This window comes from Tenacibaculum sp. SG-28, from assembly GCF_002954385.1.
GTDB lineage: Bacteria > Bacteroidota > Bacteroidia > Flavobacteriales > Flavobacteriaceae > Polaribacter.
This window is the reverse complement of sequence record NZ_MQVY01000005.1, coordinates 64,834-88,888: the sequence shown is the minus strand read 5'-3', so window position 1 is coordinate 88,888 and position 24,055 is coordinate 64,834. Positions and strand designations below refer to the sequence as shown.

Below are 24,055 nucleotides of genomic sequence, written 5' to 3'. Positions count from 1 at the left end.
AGTTTTTGCAGTTTCTTGTAATACCAAAACAGAAAAAAAAAGTTGATATTGATAAAACTGATGCTAAAATAGTAGTTTACTTCAACGGAGATATCATCACCATGGATGGTGAAAAGTTAGAAACAGCAGAAGCTGTCGTTACAGAGAACGATGAAATTGTTTTTGTAGGTTCTCTTGCTAAGGCAAAAACGAATTTTCCAAACGCCAAAAAGCATGATTTGCGAGGAGAAACGTTAATGCCTGGTTTTGTAGAACCGCATGTACATCCTTCTTTAGCAGCAACAATGTTACCTAATGAAATCATAGCACCCTACGATTGGGTTTTGCCTAACGGTACGAAAAAAGGAGTTACCGGGCATGATGCTTATATGGAAAGAATCACCAACTCAATAAATGAAAATGCCAAAGAGGGAGAAATGTATTTCATCTGGGGGTACCACCAATTGTGGCATGGCGATCTTTCAAGAGATGTTATCAACAGTATCACCAAAGATAAACCGGTTGGAATTATCCATAGATCCTTTCATGAAATTTATTTAAACGATGCCGCTATTGCGCTTTTAGGAATTACAAAAGAAGACTTTAAAGGAAACCCACAAGTAGAGTGGGAAAAGGGACATTTTTATGAAGGAGGATGGCTTGCTTTGGTTCCAAAGATGGCGCCAATAATGTTAGAGCCAACTCGTTATATGCAAGGTCTTGGGATGATGACACAATTAATAAAGCAAAATGGAATTACCACCGTAGCAGAGCCTGGTTTTCCGAGTTCCGATTTTAATGGAGAGTTAGCACTTCTAAAAAAAGAAATGGAAAAAAATCCTCCCTACGATGTATATTTAATACCAAGTGGTACCCAATTATTTGCAATGAAAGGAGGAAATAAAGAAGCAATGGCTTTTATGGAAACCTTAGCTAGTACTTACGATACCGATAACATTCACTTTTTACCAAAACAAGTAAAACTATTTTCTGATGGAGCTATTTATAGCCAAGCTATGCAGATGAAAGAAAATTATGAAGATGGTCATAATGGCGAATGGATGACACCATTAGACCTCTTTAAAGAGCAAATAAGTTTGTATTGGGATAATGATTATAAGATTCACGTACATTCTAACGGGGATAAAGGGATTCAGCAAGTTCTAGATTACTTAGAAGTAGATCAAGAAAGAAAGCCAAGAGACGATCATAGATTTACGCTACACCACATGGGATATTTCACAGACGATATGGCACAGCAAATAGCTGAAATGGGTGTTGAAGGATCTGTTAATCCATACTATTTATGGGCTTTGGCAGATAAATATAGTGAAGTAGGTTTAGGGAAAGAAAGAGGAGAAAATTTGGTTAGAATTCAGAGTCTAGTGTCTAGAGATATTCCAGTTTCTTTTCATTCCGACTTTTCCATGGCGCCAATGGAACCACTTACTTTAGCTTGGACAGCAGTAAATAGAGTTACTGCAGAGAACAACGCATTGTCTCAAGATCAGAAGATTTCTGTATATGATGCCATGAAAGCGATTACCATTGATGCGGCGAGAACGTTAAATCTAGAAAAACAAATGGGATCTATTGCTGAAGGAAAGGTAGCTAATTTTACTATTTTAAAAGAAAACCCTTTTAAAATAGACCCAATGAAAATTAAAGACATTACCATTCTAGGGACTGTGTATAAAGGAAACTTTAATGTAATTGCAGCAAATAATTTAAAGGGGAAGTAAAAGGACCACTTTAAAATTGGATTTGTTTCCTAAGATAAATTTTTATCAATCTATTTTATAAAAAAACAATACTTATGAAATTAAATATTATGAGATTTTTTGTCATTATGCTAGTTATAATGTCATGTAAACAAGAAGCTAAAGACAAACCTGTTGCAGAACCGTACAAGTTACAACAAACCATCTACTACGGGGGTGATATTATTACGATGGCAGGGGATACGCCAAGTTATGCTGAGGCTGTTGTTCAGCGTGAAGGTAACATTATTTTTGTTGGCTCTAAAGCGGAAGCTATGGAACGTTTTAAAGGGAAAGCTGAGGAAGTAAACCTTAAGGGAAAAACCATGCTTCCAGGATTTATTGACGGGCACGGACACGTATTTAATGTAGGTTTACAGGCGGTTTCTGCCAATCTTTTACCAGCGCCAGATGGCGATGGGAATAGTGTGGCTGCGTTACAAAAAATTCTGAAAGACTGGATCGCTAAAAATCAAAGTTTCATCGATACTACAGGATGGGTTATCGGTTTTGGTTATGACGATTCGCAATTAGATCGCTATCCAACCAAAGAAGACTTAGATGCTATTTCTACAGATGTGCCAATTATAATTATTCACCAATCTGGTCATCTTTCTGTGGTAAATTCAAAAGGACTTGAGATGGTAAAATATAATGCAGATTCTAAAGATCCGAAAGGCGGTAAAATAAGAAGAATGGCGGGAAGTAGTGAGCCTAATGGTGTGTTAGAGGAAGTAGCACATTTTATGGTTTTACTCACTGGGGTGTTGCCTAATATGACTCCGGATTTACAAGACGAAATGCTTGTGAAAGGACAAGAGCTCTATGCGTCATTTGGTTATACTACTGCACAAGAAGGTCGCAGTACACCAGATGGTTCTGCAACCATGGAACGCGCGGCTGAAAAAGACGCATTTATCCTAGATGTTGTTTCTTATGTAGATATATTAAGTAATAGAAAAGGGGCAGATTCTAAATACAATGGTAAAAAGTATACCAACAAATACCGTGTTGGTGGTGTAAAATTGAATTTGGATGGTTCACCACAGGGTAAAACTGCTTGGTTATCACATCCGTATCATATTGTGCCTAGTGGAGAACCTAAGGATTATCATGGGTATGAAAGTATGACCGACGAAGAAGCCTACAAACATGTTGCCGACGCTTATGCCAATAACTTACAAATTATGGCTCATTGTAACGGAGATTCTGCAATTGATCAATACATAAAAGCGGTTAAAAAAGCGAATGCCGAATTTGGTAATGATGATCGAAGAACCATAATCATTCATGCGCAAACTGCTAGAGAAGATCAGTTAGATAGTTTTGTTGAAGAAAAAATATGGCCTTCTTTCTTTCCGATGCATACTTTTTATTGGGGAGATTATCATGTGAATTCCGTTCTAGGGAAAGAGCGAGCCTACAAGATTTCACCTACGCATACGGCTTTACAAAAAGGACTTAAGTTTACTAGCCATCACGATGCGCCAGTTGCGTTACCTAGCTCCATTAGAGTTTTGTCTGCAACAGTAACTCGAAAGTCAAGAAGTGGTCAGATTATTGGTCCTGACGAACGCGTTACGGCTTTCGAGGGATTAAAAGCATTAACAGATTGGGCTGCTTACCAACATTTCGAAGAAGACACGAAAGGAACAATTGAGAAAGGGAAAGCTGCCGATTTTGTTATTTTAGATAAAAACCCTCTAAAAATAGATCCATCCGAGTTAGAAAATTTACAAGTAATGGAAACTATTAAGTACGGGAAATCAATTTATAAATCATAATTAAATAAATATGTAACTATGAAATCAAATAAAAGAGTAATATTAGCTTTGATGTCTGTATTTACAGTATCTGCTAGTTTGAATGCGCAAACTTTTACCATGGGTAAAAAATGTCGAGGTTATTTAGAAAGTGCTCAAGCTGCCAATAGTCAGGAGTCTTATGATAAAGCAGTAGAGCTTTTCGATTATTTCAGATCTAAATGCAGTACTAGAGATGCCAAAGAAAAAGGCGCCTATGGAAAAGCAGAAGCATTAAATGGTTTAAAACGCTATAACGAAGCCTTAACCGAGGCTAACAAAGCAATTGAAATAACCAAAAATAGAAGTCTTAATGGTCATTTTCAAAAGGCAATAGCCTAAGTGGTCTTGGGAATACTTCAGAGGCTAAAGCCGAGCTAGACCAGATCATTACGCTTACTGAAATGAATGAAAATTCCGCGCAACGCGCTTCTAATTATGCATTAATGAGTGCTTTTTATCAGAAACAAAATCAAATAGATTCTGCGCAGGCTTATTTAAATAAGGCTAAAACCATAGACCCTTCAAATCCAAATTATTTGATTCAAGAAGGGAGCATGTACAGTGCCGTTGGAAATTACGATGCAGCCTTTGGTGCCTACAGTAAGGCTGAGGCGATGAATCCTAATTCTTTAGAATTATGTGAAGCACAAACCAATATGATGTTTAAGCAAATGAAAGAAAAATACGGTACCACAAATTCACAAGAATTAAAAAACAAAATGAATACCGATGAAAAAAATCGTTTGTGTTCTGTGCTTAAAAGAGCAAAGGGTTTGGGACTTTCCGATATGAATAAAGACTTATTTATCGCAATGGTGTGTAAATAAAATAGAAATAAATTAAAAAAGTAAAAACATGAAAAAATTATTAGTGATTACCCTAGCATTAAGTTTAATGACAGGATGTGCAAGTTTAAACAAACAACAAAAAGGAACAATGGCCGGTGCTGCAGGTGGAGCCTTATTAGGTGCAGCAGTTTCGAAAGGAAGTGTTTGGGGTATATTGGCTGGAGCAGCAGTTGGTGGAACAGCTGGGAATCTTATTGGAAAGAGTATGGACAAACAAGCACAAGACATCTCTCAGGCAATACCAACTGCAGAAGTAAATAGAGTAGGGGAAGGAATTAATGTTACTTTTGATTCTAGTGTGGCTTTTAAAATCAATTCTGCTAACTTGAATGCAGATTACAAACAAGATTTAGCAGATTTAGCAGGTGTCTTTAAAAGTTATCCAGATACCAATATTTTAATCGAAGGACATACCGATGATAGTGGTGCTGCAGAATACAACATGTCGCTTTCGCAAAAAAGAGCACAAGCAGTATCCAATTATTTAGTAAGTCAAGGCGTAAGTAGTTCTCGCTTAACCGTAAAATGGTACGGTGAAACACAGCCTAAATATCCTAACGATGACGAAAATAGAGCAAAAAACAGAAGAGTGGAATTAGGAATTTATGCAAATGACGAAATGAAGAGTAATGCCCAAGCAGGGAAGTTATAATACATTATTTACGAACTCCAGAAAAGAATTTCATTTTTTTCTGGAGTTCTTGTATTTCAATTTCTCCCTATAGATCGAAATTAACAAATATTAAAAATTACATTATGAAAATCTCATCAAAAATAGCACTGCTTGCTATGCTGCTATCTGTTACTTTAACATCGACAGCGCAGGATGATGCGCAAACTGTTGATGCCTCTAAACCAACCAACTTGTATACGCAAGTTAATGGTGCTTTTGAATACCAATCCCACAAAAACGGACCAGACTTGTACGGTGCGAGGTTTAATGTGCAGTATGCTTTTAATCCGGATAATTTATTATTGGTAGAAGTACCATTTTTATATAATGAAGGAACAGATCACTTCGGAATTAGCGATACTCGTGTTCGCTATTTTCATGCTGCGAAACGTAACATTACAGATCGTTTAATTGCTATTGCTCCATACTTGGATATTACCATGCCTACTGGTAGTTTTGAGAAAGGTTTAGGGTCTGATGTTTGGTCGTTAGCAGCAGGAGTCGTTGCCGGTTATGTATTTACACCAAAAATTTCTGCGTTCCCAGGCATTGGAATTGTACACATTACAGAACCAAATAAGTACCAAGGAGATTCGCATACAGGTATTAATTTACAAACCAATATGAGTATTAGTTTTAATCAGCGTGCTTTTTTGTTTGTAAACCCAATTGTTACTATTTTAGACAGAACAATTTGGACAGGAGAGTTTAATTTCAATTATATGATTAAGCCGAATAAGTTTAAGGTTAATGCAGGATATTATCCTAATTTTACGAATGATATTAATACAATTCGTATTGGAGCTACAATATTTTTATAATAGAGTTTACTTAATTTAATAGATACATATAATCATGAAAAAAGTTTTATTATTATTGGTTTCCGTATTACTTGTTGGTTGCGCACCATCAATGGAATATGTTTGGAAAAAAAATGACTTTACGGGCAAAGAATTTAAAAAAATAGCAGTAATAGTTATCAGTAAAGATTTTGCAGTTCGAAGTGCAGTAGAACAGCAAGTAGTACAAGATTTACGAGACGAAGGGATTGATGCCGTACAAGGAACTACCTTTTTAACCCCAAGTGCTACTAAGAGTGATTGGCAAACAGAAAATATCGCTAAAAAATTAGAGGCCTTAGGTGTTGACGGTGCTATTGGAATTAGTCTGGTAAACGTTCGAGATAGAACAGATTACGTTCCTGGTGATTCGTATATGTACCCAAGTGGTTATTACCGCTATGGACGTTATGTTTATCGAAATTACGACAGAATTTACACCCCTAGTTATTACGAAAATGTAAAAGAGTACGTGATAGAGTCTAATTTATACGACGTTATGGTAACTTCTGATAAGGAGAACGCTTTGCTATGGAAAGGACAATCAACGCTTCAAAATCCATCTAGTTTAGGTGGAGCAGCAAGCTCATATGCAGGTAATCTGGTAGATTACCTAATCAAAAATAAAGTGCTACTTTCTCAAAATTCAAAAAGTACTTATTAATACCATAGAAACTCCTAATCTTTTAAAAATCGATTAGGAGTTTTTTCTATTACAGCTTTCCTAAATTAATTGTATTTCAAAATCTTTACCTTCATGAAATATATTTACGTTCTTCTTGTTCTATTTCTTTTCAGTTCTTGTTCGCTGGTTAAATTTGAGAGTGAACAAATTCCTCTAAGCAGAACAGATCTAAACATAAGATTGCTGACCCAAGATCTAGTTCGGGAAACCTCCAACAAAATAGAGTACGCTACCGATAGTTTAATGGCGTTAACGAGTGATAAGGAGACTAAAATCAACTTGTTACGATGGCGAATTAATACTTTATCAGAGTTTAAAAAAGTAGGTTTTCAAACTACCCCAAAATTAGCTTTGTTGGATACGTGGAGTTTTTTACTACAAAATAGAGATTTTTTTGAGCGTAACGAAACCAATAGTGTTTTTAAAGACGATATCGAAATACTCGAAAAGCTAATTCAACAAAGTACCAAAGATATCACCAAGATTGCAAGAAATACTTTAGGAGACACTGAATTTAAAAAATTACAAGGGTTTGTTACCGAATTTGCCGCAAAAAACCCTATTTCTTTTGCAAAATCCTATCATACTCCAATTCGAGACGAGTATTATAAATTTAAGTCTATAGACGACAGTTTGGCGGTTAAAACGGTAGGAACGTTATCGGAGGTGGTAGCTGATTTATCCAACAAATTAACCTATTCCAGTTCGCTTGCTTCGAAACAGGTTGGTTGGAATACAGAGTTATTACTTCTAGAAAGCGGACTAGATTCCCTGGCTATTGATTCGCTACAAAATGTATTTAATCAAAAACTAGAACGTTTCATTAGTACTATTGAAAACACGCCAGAAAATTTAGATTCTTTGGTCATTAATTTTAGAGACGAAATTGGTCCTCTTTTTACGCGTTTGGATTATTCTTTGAGAAACTCTGTTGAAACTCTGGGAGAGGAAAGAGTACTATGGGATAGTATTATTCAAAGAGAAAGAGCCGAATATTATAAGCTCTTTATGAGAGAAAGAGCTGTCGTTACAGAGGAAGTATCAGAACTTTCCAAAGATTTATTAGACAGTACAATGTTGCATATAAAATCGATACTAAGTAACATTCTAATTTATCTGATTCTTTTATTAGCGGTAATTATTTTTATTCCATTCGGGTTAGGGTATTTTACTGGTAAAATGAAATATAAAAATAAAGGTGAGCAATAGCATTTTTATTTAAGGTACATTTAAAATAATCGTTTTAAAGTAAATTCAAAGAAACACCATGAAAAAGCATCTTCTAACTTTCCTATGTATAATTGGCAGCATTACCCTGATTGAGGCCCAAACCGAAGAACCAACCTCTAGTTTAGAATTCTACGGCAAATTTAGCGTTCAAACTGCTATTTTTGATAATCAAATTGAATTACAAGAGAATTTACCTAAGTTAGGATTACAATTAGATCATAAAATTAATGAGGATTTAGCCTTTATTATAAACTTAGAGTACAGATACCATATCATTGATGGAGAAGTTTTTAACAATGACGCTGCTTCTCCAGATGAGTTTATTAACGACCCTTTTAAAGAGATTGAGCCCTTTGAACAACGTTTAATGTACGGTGGTTTTTCGTATGGAAAGTGGGGAACTCTTACCGTAGGTAAACAATGGGGTGTATACTATGATATTGCAGGATATACTGATAATTTCACAGTTTTTGGAGGTAGTGCTACAGGAGTTTATACAGGAGGTACCGATGGTGGATGGAAGGGAACTGGTAGGGCCGATAAATCGATAGTATACCGAAATTCTTTTGGTAATTTTAACATTGGTTTGCAAACACAGCTGTTCGGGAAATACGAGAACTATGGAGTATCTGCTGAGTACGCGCTGAATTCTTGGAAATTTGGAGTAGCGTATAATACTGCCAAAATACAAGATGGAGTAAAAGAGTTTATAGAAGATATTGGTAATACTACTGATAATTATGTAGCAGGTCTTAATTATAGTCATAAAGACCTTGCTATAACCGCTGCCGTTACCTATAATGATGATGAGTTTATTCGTATTGGTGAAAACGAAATTATTTCCTTTGCAACTATTGGTTATGAACTGTTTTCATCATTTCGGGCTTCCAAAAATATTGAGATACAAGCAGGGATTAACTACATGGATGATGTTGATAGTAACGACCACGATTTAGGCCAATACCATTTATTGCAGTGGATAGGAGGTTTAAATTATTATTTGCAAGATAACTTATACATTCATAGTTCTATTCGATTGGACGGTTCAAAATCTGTTACTGGCGCCAGAGGAGCCGATGTGTTTTTGGTTGGGTTTACCTATGATTTCAGTAAAGTTTTTTCCAAATAATAAAAATGTTTATTCCACTAATAACTGTATAATTTAATTTGTATTTTCGTTTTCTAAACTAATTAAAATGATAAAAAAATTTTAGCATTGTTATTGTTTACAACGGTAACTTTTGCACAAGAGAGCGTTATGCTCCGATTAAACTACACTAAAGGAGATACCTACGCATCCGAGATGTCTATGTCGCAAATGGGAGCAGGCGGAGCGATGTCTACCAACATGAGTATGAAAATGATTCAAAATATTACAGAGGCCTCTGAAGCTGGGTATTCTTGTAATATTAAATTTGATAAAATTGCGATGCAAATGAATCAAGGAGGTCAAAAAATGAGTTATGACTCTAGTAAAGGAGATGCTGATTTAGACCCAATGAGTAAGTTGTTGAAATCACAAATGGACCCTGTGTTGAGTGCTGTCATTTCGATGAAAGGAAATAGTTTAGGGGAAGTTTTAGAAACTAAAGTAGAACCAAACATTCCTGGGGCAGATCAATTCACCAATCAATCTAGTAATGTTGTTTATCCTAAAGAAGCTGTTACGGTTGGCTCTTCTTGGGAGATGAAAGATACCAAGCAAGGTATGAACTTTGCATATACCTATACCGTTGCTGCAATTACTAAGGCTGTTGTTTCTTTAAAAGTTTCTGGAAAAGTGACAGGGGTTGCTGATGGAGATATCACAGGAAATATTGAAATTGATAGAAATTCAGGAGTACCTGTTGCTTCTAAATTAAATATGGCAATGCAAGTGCAAGGGCAAGATTTAGGAACAAATATAGAAATGACAACGACGAAGTTGTAATTCTATACTAGTATCCATAAAATTAAAAAAGCATTTTTGTAAAAGAGTGCTTTTTTAATTGTTTACTACTTAAAAATATTTGCTAGTGCACTTTGTAAATCCCTATGCTTAAATTGGTGTTTTTTGCAAATTTTAGTAGCGGAAACTCTACTTCCATCTAATAAAATACAAGACAATTCCCCAAAAGCAAGTTTAAAAATAGTGGCGGGTATTGCTACAGGGCTCACTAGTTTATTTTGCATTTTTCCTAATATCGCGGTAAAATTTGTATTGGTTTGATGTTCTGGTGCTACCGCGTTATAAATACCAGAGAAATTACTTTCTGTAACCGACATCGTATACATGTCGCACAAGTCGTTTATGTGAATCCAGGGCATGTATTGTTTTCCGGAACCTATAGGCGCGACAAATACTGGTGTATTCATTTTTTGCAAAGCGCCACCTTTTTTACTAAGCACAATACCTGTTCTGAAAACACTAATTGTAGCACCTAGTTTTTCAAATTGTTTGCTTGCGTTTTCCCAAGCGATGCATACATTTGAAATATAATCTTTTGCAGGGTTGTCTTCTTCAGTATATATTTTTTCACTCGTAGTTGCCCCATAATAACCAATTCCGGATGCGGAAATGAAACCGGAAAGTTTTACTTGCAATTTTTGTGCATAGCTAAATAACAAATCAGCGGAATCTACTCTACTGGCAATAATCTCTTGTTTTCTTTCCTTAGACCATCTTTTATCTGCTATTCCAGCACCTGCCAGATGGATAATATGCGTTACCCCTTCCAAAGCTTTTTCATCCATTAGCTTTTTATCAATATCCCAGAAATAATGGTTTTCTGCTCTAGGATTTCTAGAGAGAATATTTACCGGAATTCCAAGAGAAAGGAAACGCTTAGAAAGCTCCTTTCCAATTAAACCAGTTCCTCCTGAGATTAGCACTTTTTTCATACTGTAAAAATTGTCTTTTAGATGTTACGAAATACTAACGTAATATACTGTTTGGAAATGTAACCACACTCTCTTGTCCGTCTTTACCTACTGCAGCAACTCCAAAATAAAAATTATCAATTACAATGCCATCCAAAGTAAATTCAGTACTATTACCAACGTATCTGCTATTGTCCCATGTTGGAGAAGTTGTATCTCTCCAGTATATTTTATAACCTGCAGCTTCCGGTACACTAGACCATTTTAATTTTACAGAGGGCTCTACAATACCTCCGATAGCAACACTTTTTGGAGCTAGAGGCGCTTTCGCTAAACTAGCTAAGGTAATGGCATTTACAGCAGTTAATTTTTGTGCATAGGCAAAGTTTACAAATTCTAATTTATCTCCGTAAGCAATTCCATTTTCGTTTCTGATATCCTGGTGTTGTTGGGTATAATTCTCGTGCGCCTCCATTATTCGTATACCGGCGAAACCTGCATCGTTAAAAGGTCTGTGATGCCCTCCTCGTCCGAATCTGTCCAATCGGTACACTAGTTTAGGATTCATTTCAGGCATATAGGTTTTGGTAGTTTTGTACACATATCTTGCCAATTGACGAGATATTCCATCTACCTCTCCACCGTAAAATCTTCTTGCGGTGCGCTGTCTCTCCGTTTCGTTAGGTGGCGTGGGTTCCGAAAATATTCTAAAAGTTCTGTTGTCTATAACACCATCTACTCCCGATATATTTCCAATCATATCGTTATTTATAACTCCAATAATGTTCCAGTTTTTCTTTTTCGCATAAGCAGCCAATCCTTTTCCACCGAATAAACCTTGCTCTTCGCCAGATAAACCAACGTATATAATGCTATTTTCAAAACTGTATTTTGAAAGTACTCTTGCAGCTTCTATTGTTCCTGCCATTCCTGTCGCGTTGTCATTGGCACCAGGAGCATCATCTGTATAATTATTTGGATCGGATATTCTGGAATCAATGTCACCACTCATTATAATATAATTGTTAGGGTTTTTTGTTCCTTTTTGAATAGCTACCACGTTTACTACCCAACGTCTTTGGTAATTCGTTGGTTGGTACCTTTGGTAACATAATCTTTTTGGTAAAATACCTCCAAACAATTATCACAGGCTGAAGAAATCGTCTCAAATTCAGATTTAATCCATCTTCTAGCGGCACCTATTCCTCTGGTATTAGAAATAGTATCACTCAACGTATGTCTTGTGCCAAAATTTGCTAAGGTGGTAATATCACTTTCAATTCTTTCTTTTGAAATTCCATCGATAATTTTATAAAGAGAAAGGTCTTGCTGAGCGTTTATAGTAACGGAGATAAAACAAAGTAGTAGAAGAGTTTTTTTCATAAGATTAGTTTTGTAATGCAGATAATTAGTTACTGGCTAAATTATAAATCTAAAGATAGCTGTATGTTATTTTTTTGCGTTTGTAATAGTTTATTTTTAGTTCAAATAATTGGTCTCTAAAATATTTATGAAATTACATTAATATTTGATATTCTGTTTTGTATTAGGTTCTTTTAATTCTTTTAAATTCCTGTATACCGAAACTAAAAGCTGTGGAAGAAAATTTTACTAATAGAATGTATTTTATTTTTTATCTATTCAGCAACCAAAGCAAATTTATTTCCCGCTGCATTCACCGCCATTCTGGTAATGCTTTGAAAAGTTTTTATTTTGAGTGTGTAGAAAATAGATTCATTTTTGGTATTGGGGTTGTATTTGATAATTGTATTATTGGCAGCAATCAGTAGCTCCCCATTGGGTAACCAACATACATCCTGGTTATTTCCAATATCCGTAATCTTTTTCCGTGCATAGGTTTCAGGATTTAGCTCCCATACCTCCCAATTTTCATTATTTTTTGAAGGTAGCTCAGTAAATTTGTACCCGGAATTCTATGTATAGACCTTCCTGCATTAGCCGTAATATAAGTATTCGTATTCGTTTTTACATTACAGAGATATAAGACCAATGCATCATTTTCAATGACAGAGGCTGCTAATCTATTTTTAGTATACCATCTTGGGTAGGCAACAACTAAATTTGGTACTAACGTTTTTATTTCTCCATTCGATACATTGTATTGGTAAAGATTTTGTTTTCCATTGGTATCTAATCGTACCGCTGAAATACTATGTGAACTAGGAATTCTTTGTGGAGAATATTCGCCACCATCTGGTGTATCGGATATATAGGTTTTTGTGTTTTTTAGTAAATCATAATGTACAATATCGGTTTGCCCATTTCTAGTAGAAGCATAAATAATGCTGTTGTCATTGTAAAAATATGGCTGGTTATCATATCCTTTATTGGTAGAGATATTGTTGCCCTTTTCGAGCTGCCAAATGCCATTTTTCTGCGATAGGTCGAACAATAATATTTCCGACTCAGTTTGAGTAAAGCAGCAATAACTGTACAAAAAAATTAAAACAAAAGAAGTGGTTAGTTTCATAGGTACATGGTCTAATACAAATACGTCTGTACTGTTTTTACAGCACAGACGTATGCGTTTAAGTGGTATTTATTGTTTAGAATTTATCCAATTGTCAATTTTATTTTCCAATAATGCCAAAGGAATACAACCTGTTTCTAATACTTCGTTGTGAAATTCACGAATATCAAAATTACTACCTAATTGTTTTTCCGCTTTACTGCGCAATTCTCGTATTTTTAATTGCCCATCTTATACGATAAAGCTTGCCCAGGATTAGCCATATAACGTTCAATTTCAGAGATTATACTTGCTTCCGATTCTGCCTCATTATCCAACGAATACTGAATCGCTTTTTCTCGAGACCATCCTTTTGCGTGTATTCCTGTATCGACTACCAAACGTATTGCACGGTGCATTTCCATTCCAAGCATACCAAAATACTGATAAGGGTCTTCGTATAAACCTAACTCTTTCCCTAAATTTTCTGTATATAGTGCCCATCCTTCACCGTAGGCACTATACCATAATGTTTTTCTAAAATCGGGCAAATTTTCATTTTCTTGTGTTAAAGAAATTTGATAATGATGCCCAGGAATTGCCTCGTGTAAGAACAGGGCTTCGTCTGAAAAAACATTGTATTTCGAAGCATTGGGAATTGGTGTGTAAAATACCCCTGGTCTTGTTCCGTCTAACGAACCCGGATTGTATTCTGCACTTGCAGAGGCTTCTCTAAACTTTTCTGTTTGCTTTACCACAAAAGGCGTTTTAGGTTTGTTGCCAAAAAGCTTATCTAGTTGTGGTTTCATTTTTTCATGAATAGTATTGAAATTGGCAATAATTTCCGCAGGAGTGGTATACGGCATTAATTCTTTGTTGTTCCTTACAAAGTCAAAAAAGTCTTTTAGGGTTCCTTCAAACCCAACTTGTTGTTTAACTTTTTCCATTTCCGATAAAATTCTTGCTACCTCTTTTAGTCCTAAAGTGTGAATTTCATCAGCACTCATTTCTGTTGTCGTGTAATTCTTAATAGCATGCTGGTAGTATGATATTCCATTAGGAAGGTCACTAAAACCACTAGTTTCTCTTCCTGCCTCCAGATAATCCGATTTTAAAAAAGTATATAGTGCGGTAAAGGCCGGTATTAATTTCTCCTGTAAAACTACCATTGATTTTTCCTTGATATTGTTTTTTTCTTCTTCAGAAAATGTAGTTGGAAACTGTTTAAATGGTGAATTAAAAAGATGATTTTCAAGACTGGTATTGGCTAAAACTTCAAACTGAGGAATTACTTTTACGATTAAAGATTTTGGTAGAACATACCCTTCACGTATTCCTTCTTTCATTCTTTTTTCAGCACTTTGCAGCCACTCGGTGTATCCTTGCAGTCTTTGTAACCAGTTATTGTAATCGGTTACCGTTGCAAATGGTTGTGCACTAGTACCACTTGCCAATTGGCCCATTCTCAAATTGACGGTCCACATTTGGTCTATTGGTAGTAAGATATCTTTTTTGTATTCTAGTTGAGAAAGATTCATGGTACAATCCCAGTTTAATACCGCCAAACTCATTTGTTCACTTTTACTTAGTTCTTTGCTGTCAAAGCCTTCTAATTTTTCTTGTATGGTTCGATAAAATGTTCTCTTTTTGTTCAGATACTCGTCGGATAAAAAATTAGGAACTTATCGTTGAAACTATTTTGACCAGAGAATGTTGCGCTTAAAGGATCTAGTGCCAATTTACCAGCATTGTACGCTTGTAATAAATTTTCAAAAGCAGCATTACCTTCATTTGCTTCCTTTTGAGTCTCGCCATTTTTACATGCAAGAATAATTAGAAATAATAGGGTAATTAAAAGTGTTTTTTTCATTGTATATATTTTGAATGGTTTTCAAAGATACCGATTACGATATGTTATAATCAAGCATAAAAAATAAAAAAGAAATTTTTGTTAAATGAATATCATCTTTTAGTATACCCTTTAAGATTTCTTTAAGATTTTTAGTTTTAAAAACAAGTACCTTTGATAAAAAATATACCAAATGAAACCTGTAACCATACTTTTTTTGCTGCTTTTATCAATGACAATGTTTTCACAAAAGTTTGAAGGGAAGGCAGTTTATATGTCTAAAACAACCATGGATATGAGTGCTTGGGGTGATAAAATGTCACCACAGCGGATCAAACAAATAAAGGCTAGAATGAAAAATTTTCTAGAAAAAACTTACACACTTACTTTCGATCAGGCAACTTCTAGCTTTAAAGAAAACGATAAGTTAGATGCACCAGGTGGAGGTGCAGGTTCTCGTTGGGGAGGTACTTCTAATGGATCTATTTATAAGAATATTAAAGAAAGAAAACTATTAGAAGATAAAGAATTTTTCGGCAAGCGTTTTTTGATTAATGAACAAATGGAACAGCCAGATTGGGAGTTAAGTGATGAAACAAAACAAATAGGGAACTATACCTGTTTTAAAGCGACCTATACTAAAGTAAATAACGATTTTGATTGGAGTGTTTTTAGAAGGAGAAAAAAAACCGATTCTACAGCTGCCAAAGAAAAAGAAAAAGTTAGAACTATGCAGGTTACTGCATGGTATACCATGCAAATTCCTGTAAGTGCTGGTCCTGCTGATTATTGGGGTCTCCCGGGTTTAATTTTAGAGTTAAATGCAGGTAGAACTACGATGTTATGTACAGAATTAACCATAAATCCAGAGGAACCTGTCACTATCAAAGTTCCTTCTAAAGGGAAAGAAATTTCTAGAGAAGAATACAATAAGTTAGTACAACAGAAAATGGAAGAAATGAGGGAGATGCGAAGAGGAAGAGGAGGAAGAAGAAGGTAATCTTATCGATTTAAATATATGAAAAAAATATACTTATTAGTAGTTGTGCTATGTACGGCCTCACTTCTAAACGCTCAGGTTACCCTTACAGGTATTGTAAAAGATAGCATCGGAAATTCTTTAGAAATGGCAAATGTTGTTGCCGTTAATAAAGCTACCAAAAAAATGGCCTCTTTTGGTTTTACCGATCAGCAGGGAAGGTATAAATTAGAGCTCTCTAAAAATACTGTTTATTCTTTAAAGGTCAGTTTTGTTGGTATGAAACCTAAGAGTCTCTCGGTTACGACAAAAGAGTCAGATTTTAGTCAGGATATTACCTTACAAAATGACAATACTCTAGACGAAGTTACTATTGTAAGTAAAATGCCTGTAACTGTAAAGGGAGATACCATTATTTATAATGCAGATTCTTTTAAAAATGGCTCAGAACGAAAGTTAGAAGATGTATTGAAAAAATTACCGGGTGTTGAAGTTACGGAAGATGGTGAAATTGAAATTGACGGTAAGAAAGTAGAGAAGGTTATGGTAGAAGGAAAAGACTTTTTTGATGGAGATTCTAAGATAGCAACGAAAAACATACCTTCTAATGCGGTGGATAAAATTCAAGTGCTACGGAATTATAACGACGTGGGCCAACTGAGTGGCGTAACAAACAATCAGGATAGAATTGCAATTAATATTAAATTAAAAGAAGGAAAGAAAAACTTTTGGTTTGGAGACATCCGTTTTGGAGGTGGTAATTCATCAGTGGGGGATGCGCGATATATTTTACAGCCTAAATTGTTTTACTATAACCCTAAATACAGTATAAATTTTATTGGAGACCTTAATAATTTGGGGGAATCTGCCTTTACTAGAAGAGATTTTAATAATTTTACTGGGGTAGGAAGACCACCAATAAATAATAGTGGTACCGAGATAAATATTGGAACAAATTTAAATGGTTTTTTAAATGTAAATCGAAATAACTCTACCGAATTTATTTCAAAATTTGGAGCAGCTAATTTCAGTTACTCCCCGAGTAAAAAACTTGATTTAAGTGGATTTGTTTTATTTTCAAACAATATAGTTTCTACTAGAAACAACAATTCGATTGAATACATTAGTGATGATACCGATACCCCATTAGATGAATTTACAGAGAGTAAAGCGAGACAAAACTCTAATCTTGGTGCAGCAAAATTTAGTGTTGCTTACAGGCCAAACACCAACAATCAATTAGACTATGACTTGGTGGCTAAATTGTCTGATGAAGTTCAAAACCAATCCTTAAATTCATCGGTTATAGGACAGATTGAACAAGAGGAAGGCGCAACTCCATACAGTATCAATCAGAGTATGAATTATTATTACACGCTAAACGATACTAATATTTTTGCAGTTTCGGCAGAAAGTTTATTTCAAAATGAAGATCCTTTTTACAATGCATTCATTGAAGACAACGATACCTATGCGTCTACTGGGGCAGCCTTAGGGTTAAATCCAGAACAGCTTGGTTATACTATTTCACAGAATAAAAAAGTACGCACCAATCAATTCGACGGTAAAATAGACTATTGGAATATTTTAAATGAAAAAAGTAATATTAACTTTACTTTTGGAAGTATTTTAAGCAATCAAAATTTTGATTCGGATATTTTTCAAATTCTCGATAATGGCGATCGTTTTGCTCCAACACCTAATATCAATGACGGTATTGCAACCAACGATACCGAATACAATTTTACCGATTTTTACCTTGGTGCGCATTACCAGTTGAAAAGCGGACTATTTACCTTTACACCTGGTTTTACCGTGCATGCATACAAGGCAAAAAATACACAACAAGGGGTTACTTACACCGATAAGTTCAATCGATTTCAGCCTGATTTTAGAATGCGAATTCAGCTAAAGCAAAGTGAAAACATAACCTTACAATACAATATGTTAACACAATTCACAGATGTAAATCAATTGGCACGTGGGTTGGTCTTAAATAATTACAATTCTATCTTTGCTGGTAATCAGGAGTTAGAAAGTGCAGTGATTAATCGAATAAGGTTATCTTATTTTAATTTTAATATGTTTAATTATACAAACATATTTGCGAATATAACCTACAGTAACGTAGTAGATAGAATTCGAAATAGGATTTTCTTCGAGCCGGGTAATGTAGTAGGTGTGCGAAACCCATTCAATTCTAATTTTGCCGACGAAACTGTCTCTGGGTTTTTTAATATATCTAAAACCATCAGAAAGTTACGATTTTCTCTTCGTTCATTCTTAAATTACAGTAAATACAATCAGTTTTTAAGAAACGAAAGTGTAGTAAACAAAGTGTTTACACAAAGTTATACCCCAGGTATTAATTCTAATTTTAGAAAAGCACCAAACTTTTCGGTTAAATACGGATATTCCATCAACACTTCTAATTTAGGGGATACCGCTAACAAGACCTATACCAATGCACCAACTGTAGATTTTGATGCCTATATTTGGGAAAAGTTAACTTTTAAAACCGATTATTCCTATACTTTTATAACAAATGGTTCAGAAACCCTTAATGAATTTGATTTGTGGAATGCATCTTTCTTATATCGAAATAAAGACGATTCCAAGTTTGAATACGAAGTCAAAATTACGAACATATTAGATGCGAAGTCTAGAAATCAGGTAAGTAACAGTGAAGTAGCATTTACATTAAATCAAACCTTTATACAACCAAGATTTGTGAGTTTTAGAGTAGTTTATAACCTTTAATATACTCGTTACAGAATAAAAAACCGGAGTGAAACACTCCGGTTTTTTATGGTATATTTAAAAACTTATGGGTTTGCAAAGAGATACGCCATTTGGGATGTTGCATCACGTAGTCTATAATTAACGGTGTCATTTTTTCTTTTTTACTCCACTCAGGTTGTAAAAATAAGTTACAATTTTCCGTTACTTTTGCGGCCTGCTCTTCTGCAAATTTAAAATCACTTTTATTATGGATGATTACTTTTAATTCGTCGGCTTCTTCGTAAGAGCGCTGCAAGGGTAATTTTGTCTTTTTTGGCGACAGACAAAACCAGTCCCAAACACCAGAAAACGCATAGGCGCCAGAAGTTCGATATGGGTTTTTATACCGTCTTTTTGCAATTGCTTTGTAATGTAATCTAAACTCCACATTAAGGGTTCTCCTCCAGTAATTACTACAGTATTTGCATATTTTTTAGCATTTGTAATTATGGTATCTGTATGTGTAGGAGGATGTAAGTTTGCATCCCAACTTTCCTTTACATCACACCAATGGCATCCTACATCACAACCACCAATACGAATAAAATACGCCGCCTTGCCTGTATGTGCTCCTTCTCCTTGAATCGTGTAAAATTCTTCCATTAAAGGAAGCATTTCACCTTTGTTAATTAACGCTTTCGTCTCTGTATTCATCTGTACTATTACCTCAACTATATAAACAGAGTGCAAAGGTAGTTGTTGTACCCTAATTTTTAGCGAAATATCTACCTAAAATTGCATGTCAGGCTATAATTTTTCTTTTTTTTAGGGGATAACTGTCTAAAATTCAAAACTTTTATGTTTTGTTAAGCACTTTAGCTATAGATTCTCTAGAAAATTATCGAAGTAGAAAAACAGCTGGGTATATTTTTTAGGAAATTGAAATGTTACGGAAACAGTACTTTTTTAAAATAAATCGGCGCGTTCGCTTAAAAATGCTAATTTAAATAGTATTTTTAACCAAATTTTTTTCACATGCACGAAACCACTACTTTTTTGAAAGATATCGAGCAAGGCTATCGTTGTAAAGGAGATGCTTTAGTACTGGGAGCCGGAATGTTAGGAGAAGAAACCATTACCAATGCCTTGGTAAACATTCCTTTAAAAACTTTAAACAGGCATGGTCTTATTGCTGGAGCAACAGGTACCGGAAAAACTAAAACCCTACAAGTGTTGGCAGAGAGCATGTCAGACCAAGGGATTCCCGTATTGCTTATGGATGTAAAAGGAGATTTAAGCGGTTTAGCAATGCCAGGAAACAACCATCCGAAGATTAGTGAACGTCATGAAAAAATAGGAATCCCATTCGATGCTGAAAAATTTCCGGTAGAGGTTTTGACTATTTCAGAACAAGACGGTGTTCGTCTTCGAGCTACGGTCTCTGAATTTGGGCCTGTTTTGTTGTCTAGAATTTTAGATTTATCCGAAACCCAATCGGGTATTGTATCGATAATTTTCAAATACTGCGACGATAATCAATTGCCATTACTCGATTTAAAAGATTTTAAAAAAATCTTGCAATTTATTACCAACGAGGGCAAGGAAGAAATACAAGAAGCATACGGAAGAATTTCTACTTCTAGTACAGGCGCTATTTTACGTAAAATTATTGAAATAGAACAGCAAGGTGGCGATTTGTTCTTTGGAGAAAAATCATTTGAAGTAAATGATTTAACGCGAGTAGACGATAATGGGAAAGGTGTTATATCTATCTTAAGGCTTACCGATATTCAAGACAAACCAAAATTATTTTCCACTTTTATGTTACAATTGTTGGCGGAGGTTTACGAAACTTTCCCCGAACAAGGAGATAGCGGAAGGCCAGAATTAGTATTGTTTATCGACGAGGCACATTTGGTTTTTGACGAAGCATCGAAAGCTTTATTGAGCCAATTAGAAAGTATTGTAAAGTTAATACGTTCGAAAGGAATTGGCCTATATTTTGTTACGCAGAACCCTAAAGATATACCGGAAGATATTTTAGCACAATTAGGGATGAAGATACAACACGCTTTGCGTGCGTTTACCGCAAAAGACAGAAAGGCTCTAAAACTAGCTGCAGAAAATTACCCAGATTCTAAGTATTACGATACCAAAGAGGTACTTACACAATTGGGTATTGGAGAGGCATTTGTATCGGTGCTTAACGAAAAAGGTATTCCTACACCATTGGTAAGAACCATGTTGCGTGCACCGAGAAGTAGAATGGATGTATTAAGTACAAAAGAGTTAACAGATCTAATCGCAAAATCTCGCTTAGTTTCCAAGTACAATACGAAAGTTGATAGAGAAAGTGCCTACGAGCTATTGCAAGAAAAAATCTTACATATCAACAATCAAAAATCAGCGGAGGAAGCTGCCAAAGAAAGAGAAAAATTACAGAAAAAAGCCACTAGTTCGGCAAGAAGAAGCACGAGAATGAACCTGTAGTAAAAGTACTAACGAGTGCTACTTTTATTCGAAGTGTTTTTGGCATTCTAAAAAAAGTAATATAAATTATAATTTATACATTCCTAAAATCGTTATTCAAAAAACTATTAACATGATTAAACCATTAAAATCTATTTCTATTATTGTAATTGCACTTTTATTTGTACAATGCGGAAAAAGTAAATACGATATTGAAAAGGGTAAAGTAGGCGCCTTAACTACCAAAACAAAAGTACAAGAGATAGCAACTATTTTTGCGAATGATTCTATAGTAAAAATTTTAAGCGAGGGTGCGAAAGGAGAAAATATGTTTCAAGACGACGACGAGTATCGCATCTATGAAAAAGGAGGGAAGCACCTTTTAACCATTATACCTAAAGAACAATTAGATTCTGTTTCGACTATAAAGAGTATTGAGATTTTCGACGATAGGTTCCAAACAAAAACAGGCTTGAATGTAAACTCTACCTTTCAAGAGATTAATGCGAATAATACAATTAGCAAAGTAGAATCTACTTTTTCTTCTGCGACTTTGTACATAGACGACTTAAACGCTACGATAGCCATAGATAAAGAAGACCTTGGGTTAAAAGAATTTAGCAACCAAAAAGTTAGTTTGGAACAAATACCTGATTTGGCCAAAGTAAAGTCTTTTACGGTTTGGTTTAATTAGATGAGGTATTCGATACAACTTTTTCATTTTGCGCAGTGATGGATAAAAAATATACGATACAAAAAAAACCATTTGTCGTACCTACTACAGATGGGAAGCTAATTGAAGAACATTATGGTAATGCTACAGATGGTAATAGTTCTGTGAGTATCGCACATATGGTGGCTCCACCAGGATGGAGCGAGCCCTTTCAAACCCCAGAATTTGAAGAGTATACCTACATTATTAAAGGTAAAAAGCAGTTTGTTATTGACGATGAAACTATCGTTTTAAAAGCAGGCGAATCTATTAAGATAGAAAAAATGTACGCGTACAATATGCAAATCCATTCGCTGAGGAATGCGAATACCTCGCGGTTTGTTTGCCGGCATTTTCTATGGATTTAGTTCATAGAGAACCATCATAATTTAAAAAAGCAACACCATAAAGAGATATCTTTATGGTGTGTTTTTCTTTCCTTTATAGCTTTTTTTCCCTTTCTTCCCTTTTCAAGAATTTTATCGAGTACACTTATTTTTTGATGTATAGATTAAGTGCCCCAGTCTTCCTTTTTCAAAATATTGTGCTAGTATAAAATTACTTTTTCTTTAATAATTTCTCTGTTGTAATAGGTAGTTGGTAAAATACCAGAATCGGTACATCCTACAAATTTTATTTCTCCATTCGATACCGTTTGTGTTACAAAGTAACTTCCCGAATCACGACCACAGCGCCATTGTACTTTCATGGTAACCCGATACGAGTGAAAGGTGTCTGTGTTTACGATGTATTGTTTAGTTCCCCCTTTGGCAAAACCTACCTCTCCTGTGTGTACCAAAGCATTTCGAAAGACAGCTTGTTTGTCACGGGGAGATAGTTTTCGGTATTCTTGTAAATACAATTTTTTAAAGTCGAAAATATTGTCTTCGGTACTAATTTGTTCTTGGATAGTAACGGGGTTAAAATCGCCCCCTTCTACTTTCATTTTTCTTAGATTCATACTATAATTCTTTTGGTTTTCTTTTCTTTATACCAAATATACTTTATAGAAAAGCAGTAAAACATACCTACCTATAGGTAAAATTGAAGTATTTTTTACAATAAGAAATTGGTGTTTATTTTTACTAGTAGTTTTGTATAATAGCCGAATGAGGGGCACAGCTACTCTGAAAATTGATACTTTCTGTCAATTGCGTATTTGACCAATTCGTTACCACTACTCAAATCAAGTTTGCGTATCATGTTTTTTCGATGTGTGTCAACAGTAGTTTTAGCGATAAAAAGTTGAGCTGCTATCTCTTTAGATGTTTTCCCTTCTGCAATTAATTGTAAAATTTCTTTTTCTCTCCCCGATAACACTACGCGATCCGTGGTGCCGGTAACTGCCTTTTTTTCTGCGTAATCTTGCATGAAATTAGTCGCTACGTTTGGGTCAAAAAACGTAGCACCCTTCACGATGCTTCGAATGGCCTTGGAGAGCATTTTAATACCCGAGTTTTTTAAGATATAACCACTGGCCCCTGCATCTAACATTTGTTTAATAGCATCGGGTTGGTCGAACATGGTAAGCGCCAAAACTTTTATGTGCGGATACGCTTTTTTAATTTGTTTGGTTGCCTGAATGCCATCCATTTTTGGCATTCGAATATCTGTGATAACTATTTTTGGTTGTTTTAAAGCTACTATTTTTACCAGCTCTTCCCCATTGTTTACCGTATCGAGTACTTCTATTTCTTCGTCGTATTGGAAAAAAGAAAGTACACCATCGATAAGCATTTGGTGGTCTTCGGCCATAATAATAGTAATCATAGATATCTGGTTTTAGCCAAATATACTAATTTGTAGGTTCTGTTACCTACCTATATATAGGTATTATAATGGAATGTCTATTAAAATACTAGTTCCTTTACCCACAGTGCTATCTAAGGTAAAGGTACCCTCTAAGTGGGTTATTCTTTTTTGTATGGAAGCCATACCTATTCCCTTTTCAGTAGTAATGGTTGTTTGGTCAAAACCAATACCATTGTCTTCTATGATAATACTAAGGTTTTTGTCGAATTGCGAGAGATTTATGGTAGCTTTTGTGGCTGCAGCGTGTTTTATAATATTGGTAACTAATTCTTGTACAATTCTAAAAATCGTAATCTCGAAACTAATTTCTAGCGCATTCGATACTCCGTATTCTATTACCTCTACCTGAAGCGAATTAGCTGCTG

19 protein-coding genes and 5 pseudogenes are annotated in these 24,055 nt (G+C 35.0%); 15 read left to right on the top strand and 9 right to left on the bottom strand.

Annotated elements, in window-relative coordinates:
- The first annotated feature begins 5 nt into the window (after window positions 1-5).
- From BSU00_RS11615 to BSU00_RS11570, 10 genes are all read left to right on the top strand, one after another.
- Window positions 6-1,721 (top strand): amidohydrolase, encoded by a 1,716-nt coding sequence (locus BSU00_RS11615; protein ID WP_199176792.1) that lies wholly within the window; start codon window positions 6-8, stop codon window positions 1,719-1,721.
- A 74-nt stretch (window positions 1,722-1,795) separates the two neighbouring features.
- Window positions 1,796-3,523 carry an amidohydrolase gene (locus tag BSU00_RS11610; protein WP_105004523.1) on the top strand — a complete coding sequence of 576 codons (1,728 nt, stop codon included), beginning with the start codon at window positions 1,796-1,798 and terminating at the stop codon, window positions 3,521-3,523.
- Window positions 3,524-3,541: 18 nt separating this feature from the next.
- Entirely contained in the window at window positions 3,542-3,883 is a 342-nt protein-coding gene (locus tag BSU00_RS11605) for a hypothetical protein (RefSeq protein ID WP_105004522.1), read from the top strand.
- 62 nt (window positions 3,884-3,945) lie between these two features.
- Window positions 3,946-4,371 (top strand): lipopolysaccharide assembly protein LapB, encoded by a 426-nt coding sequence (locus tag BSU00_RS11600; protein ID WP_105004521.1) that lies wholly within the window; start codon window positions 3,946-3,948, stop codon window positions 4,369-4,371.
- Between the two features lie 28 nt (window positions 4,372-4,399).
- Window positions 4,400-5,044: an OmpA family protein gene (locus tag BSU00_RS11595; RefSeq protein WP_105004520.1), complete on the top strand. Its 645-nt coding sequence runs from the start codon at window positions 4,400-4,402 to the stop codon at window positions 5,042-5,044.
- Window positions 5,045-5,148: 104 nt separating this feature from the next.
- On the top strand, window positions 5,149-5,886 hold the full coding sequence (locus tag BSU00_RS11590) for a hypothetical protein (protein WP_105004519.1): 738 nt from the start codon (window positions 5,149-5,151) through the stop codon (window positions 5,884-5,886).
- 34 nt (window positions 5,887-5,920) lie between these two features.
- Window positions 5,921-6,568, top strand: a complete 648-nt coding sequence (locus tag BSU00_RS11585) for a hypothetical protein (RefSeq protein WP_105004518.1) — start codon at window positions 5,921-5,923, stop codon at window positions 6,566-6,568.
- A gap of 93 nt (window positions 6,569-6,661) precedes the next feature.
- A complete protein-coding gene (locus BSU00_RS11580) occupies window positions 6,662-7,798 on the top strand; it encodes a hypothetical protein (protein WP_105004517.1) in 1,137 nt (378 codons plus the stop codon).
- Window positions 7,799-7,856: 58 nt separating this feature from the next.
- Window positions 7,857-8,948, top strand: coding sequence for a porin (locus BSU00_RS11575; RefSeq protein WP_105004516.1), 1,092 nt, complete (start codon window positions 7,857-7,859; stop codon window positions 8,946-8,948).
- 87 nt (window positions 8,949-9,035) lie between these two features.
- Window positions 9,036-9,749 carry a DUF6263 family protein gene (locus BSU00_RS11570; protein ID WP_146104855.1) on the top strand — a complete coding sequence of 238 codons (714 nt, stop codon included), beginning with the start codon at window positions 9,036-9,038 and terminating at the stop codon, window positions 9,747-9,749.
- 65 nt (window positions 9,750-9,814) lie between these two features.
- On the opposite strand, the gene BSU00_RS11565 is transcribed toward BSU00_RS11570, so the two are convergent.
- The 5 genes and pseudogenes from BSU00_RS11565 to BSU00_RS14095 form a co-directional block, all read right to left on the bottom strand.
- Entirely contained in the window at window positions 9,815-10,699 is an 885-nt protein-coding gene (locus BSU00_RS11565) for a TIGR01777 family oxidoreductase (protein WP_105004514.1), read from the bottom strand.
- 34 nt (window positions 10,700-10,733) lie between these two features.
- A pseudogene (locus tag BSU00_RS11560) lies at window positions 10,734-12,061 on the bottom strand (M28 family peptidase).
- Between the two features lie 484 nt (window positions 12,062-12,545).
- Window positions 12,546-13,091, bottom strand: coding sequence for a hypothetical protein (locus tag BSU00_RS11555; RefSeq protein ID WP_146104854.1), 546 nt, complete (start codon window positions 13,089-13,091; stop codon window positions 12,546-12,548).
- 147 nt (window positions 13,092-13,238) lie between these two features.
- Window positions 13,239-14,773: pseudogene (locus BSU00_RS11550) on the bottom strand (DUF885 family protein).
- Window positions 14,774-14,799: 26 nt separating this feature from the next.
- Entirely contained in the window at window positions 14,800-15,018 is a 219-nt protein-coding gene (locus BSU00_RS14095) for a hypothetical protein (RefSeq protein WP_369820328.1), read from the bottom strand.
- A 172-nt stretch (window positions 15,019-15,190) separates the two neighbouring features.
- Between BSU00_RS14095 and BSU00_RS11545 the strand changes: the two genes are divergently transcribed.
- Window positions 15,191-15,997, top strand: a complete 807-nt coding sequence (locus BSU00_RS11545) for a GLPGLI family protein (RefSeq protein WP_105004512.1) — start codon at window positions 15,191-15,193, stop codon at window positions 15,995-15,997.
- Window positions 15,998-16,015: 18 nt separating this feature from the next.
- Window positions 16,016-18,736: a carboxypeptidase regulatory-like domain-containing protein gene (locus BSU00_RS11540; RefSeq protein WP_105004511.1), complete on the top strand. Its 2,721-nt coding sequence runs from the start codon at window positions 16,016-16,018 to the stop codon at window positions 18,734-18,736.
- Between the two features lie 46 nt (window positions 18,737-18,782).
- On the opposite strand, the pseudogene BSU00_RS11535 reads toward BSU00_RS11540, so the two are convergent.
- Window positions 18,783-19,411: pseudogene (locus tag BSU00_RS11535) on the bottom strand (7-carboxy-7-deazaguanine synthase QueE).
- Window positions 19,412-19,732: 321 nt separating this feature from the next.
- On the opposite strand from BSU00_RS11535, the pseudogene BSU00_RS11530 reads away from it, so the two are divergent.
- The 3 genes and pseudogenes from BSU00_RS11530 to BSU00_RS11520 all read left to right on the top strand — a co-directional run bounded on the left by BSU00_RS11530 (window position 19,733) and on the right by BSU00_RS11520 (window position 22,266).
- Window positions 19,733-21,252: pseudogene (locus tag BSU00_RS11530) on the top strand (helicase HerA-like domain-containing protein).
- A 47-nt stretch (window positions 21,253-21,299) separates the two neighbouring features.
- Window positions 21,300-21,860, top strand: a complete 561-nt coding sequence (locus BSU00_RS11525) for a hypothetical protein (RefSeq protein ID WP_105004510.1) — start codon at window positions 21,300-21,302, stop codon at window positions 21,858-21,860.
- A gap of 38 nt (window positions 21,861-21,898) precedes the next feature.
- Window positions 21,899-22,266, top strand: a pseudogene (locus BSU00_RS11520) (cupin domain-containing protein).
- A gap of 159 nt (window positions 22,267-22,425) precedes the next feature.
- Here BSU00_RS11520 and BSU00_RS11515 read toward each other — a convergent pair.
- The 3 genes from BSU00_RS11515 to BSU00_RS11505 form a co-directional block, all read right to left on the bottom strand.
- Window positions 22,426-22,839: a hypothetical protein gene (locus BSU00_RS11515; RefSeq protein WP_105004509.1), complete on the bottom strand. Its 414-nt coding sequence runs from the start codon at window positions 22,837-22,839 to the stop codon at window positions 22,426-22,428.
- 161 nt (window positions 22,840-23,000) lie between these two features.
- On the bottom strand, window positions 23,001-23,648 hold the full coding sequence (locus BSU00_RS11510; RefSeq protein ID WP_199176791.1) for a response regulator transcription factor: 648 nt from the start codon (window positions 23,646-23,648) through the stop codon (window positions 23,001-23,003).
- Window positions 23,649-23,711: 63 nt separating this feature from the next.
- On the bottom strand, window positions 23,712-24,055 hold a 344-nt coding region (locus tag BSU00_RS11505; protein ID WP_233188723.1), incomplete at its 5' end, for a sensor histidine kinase.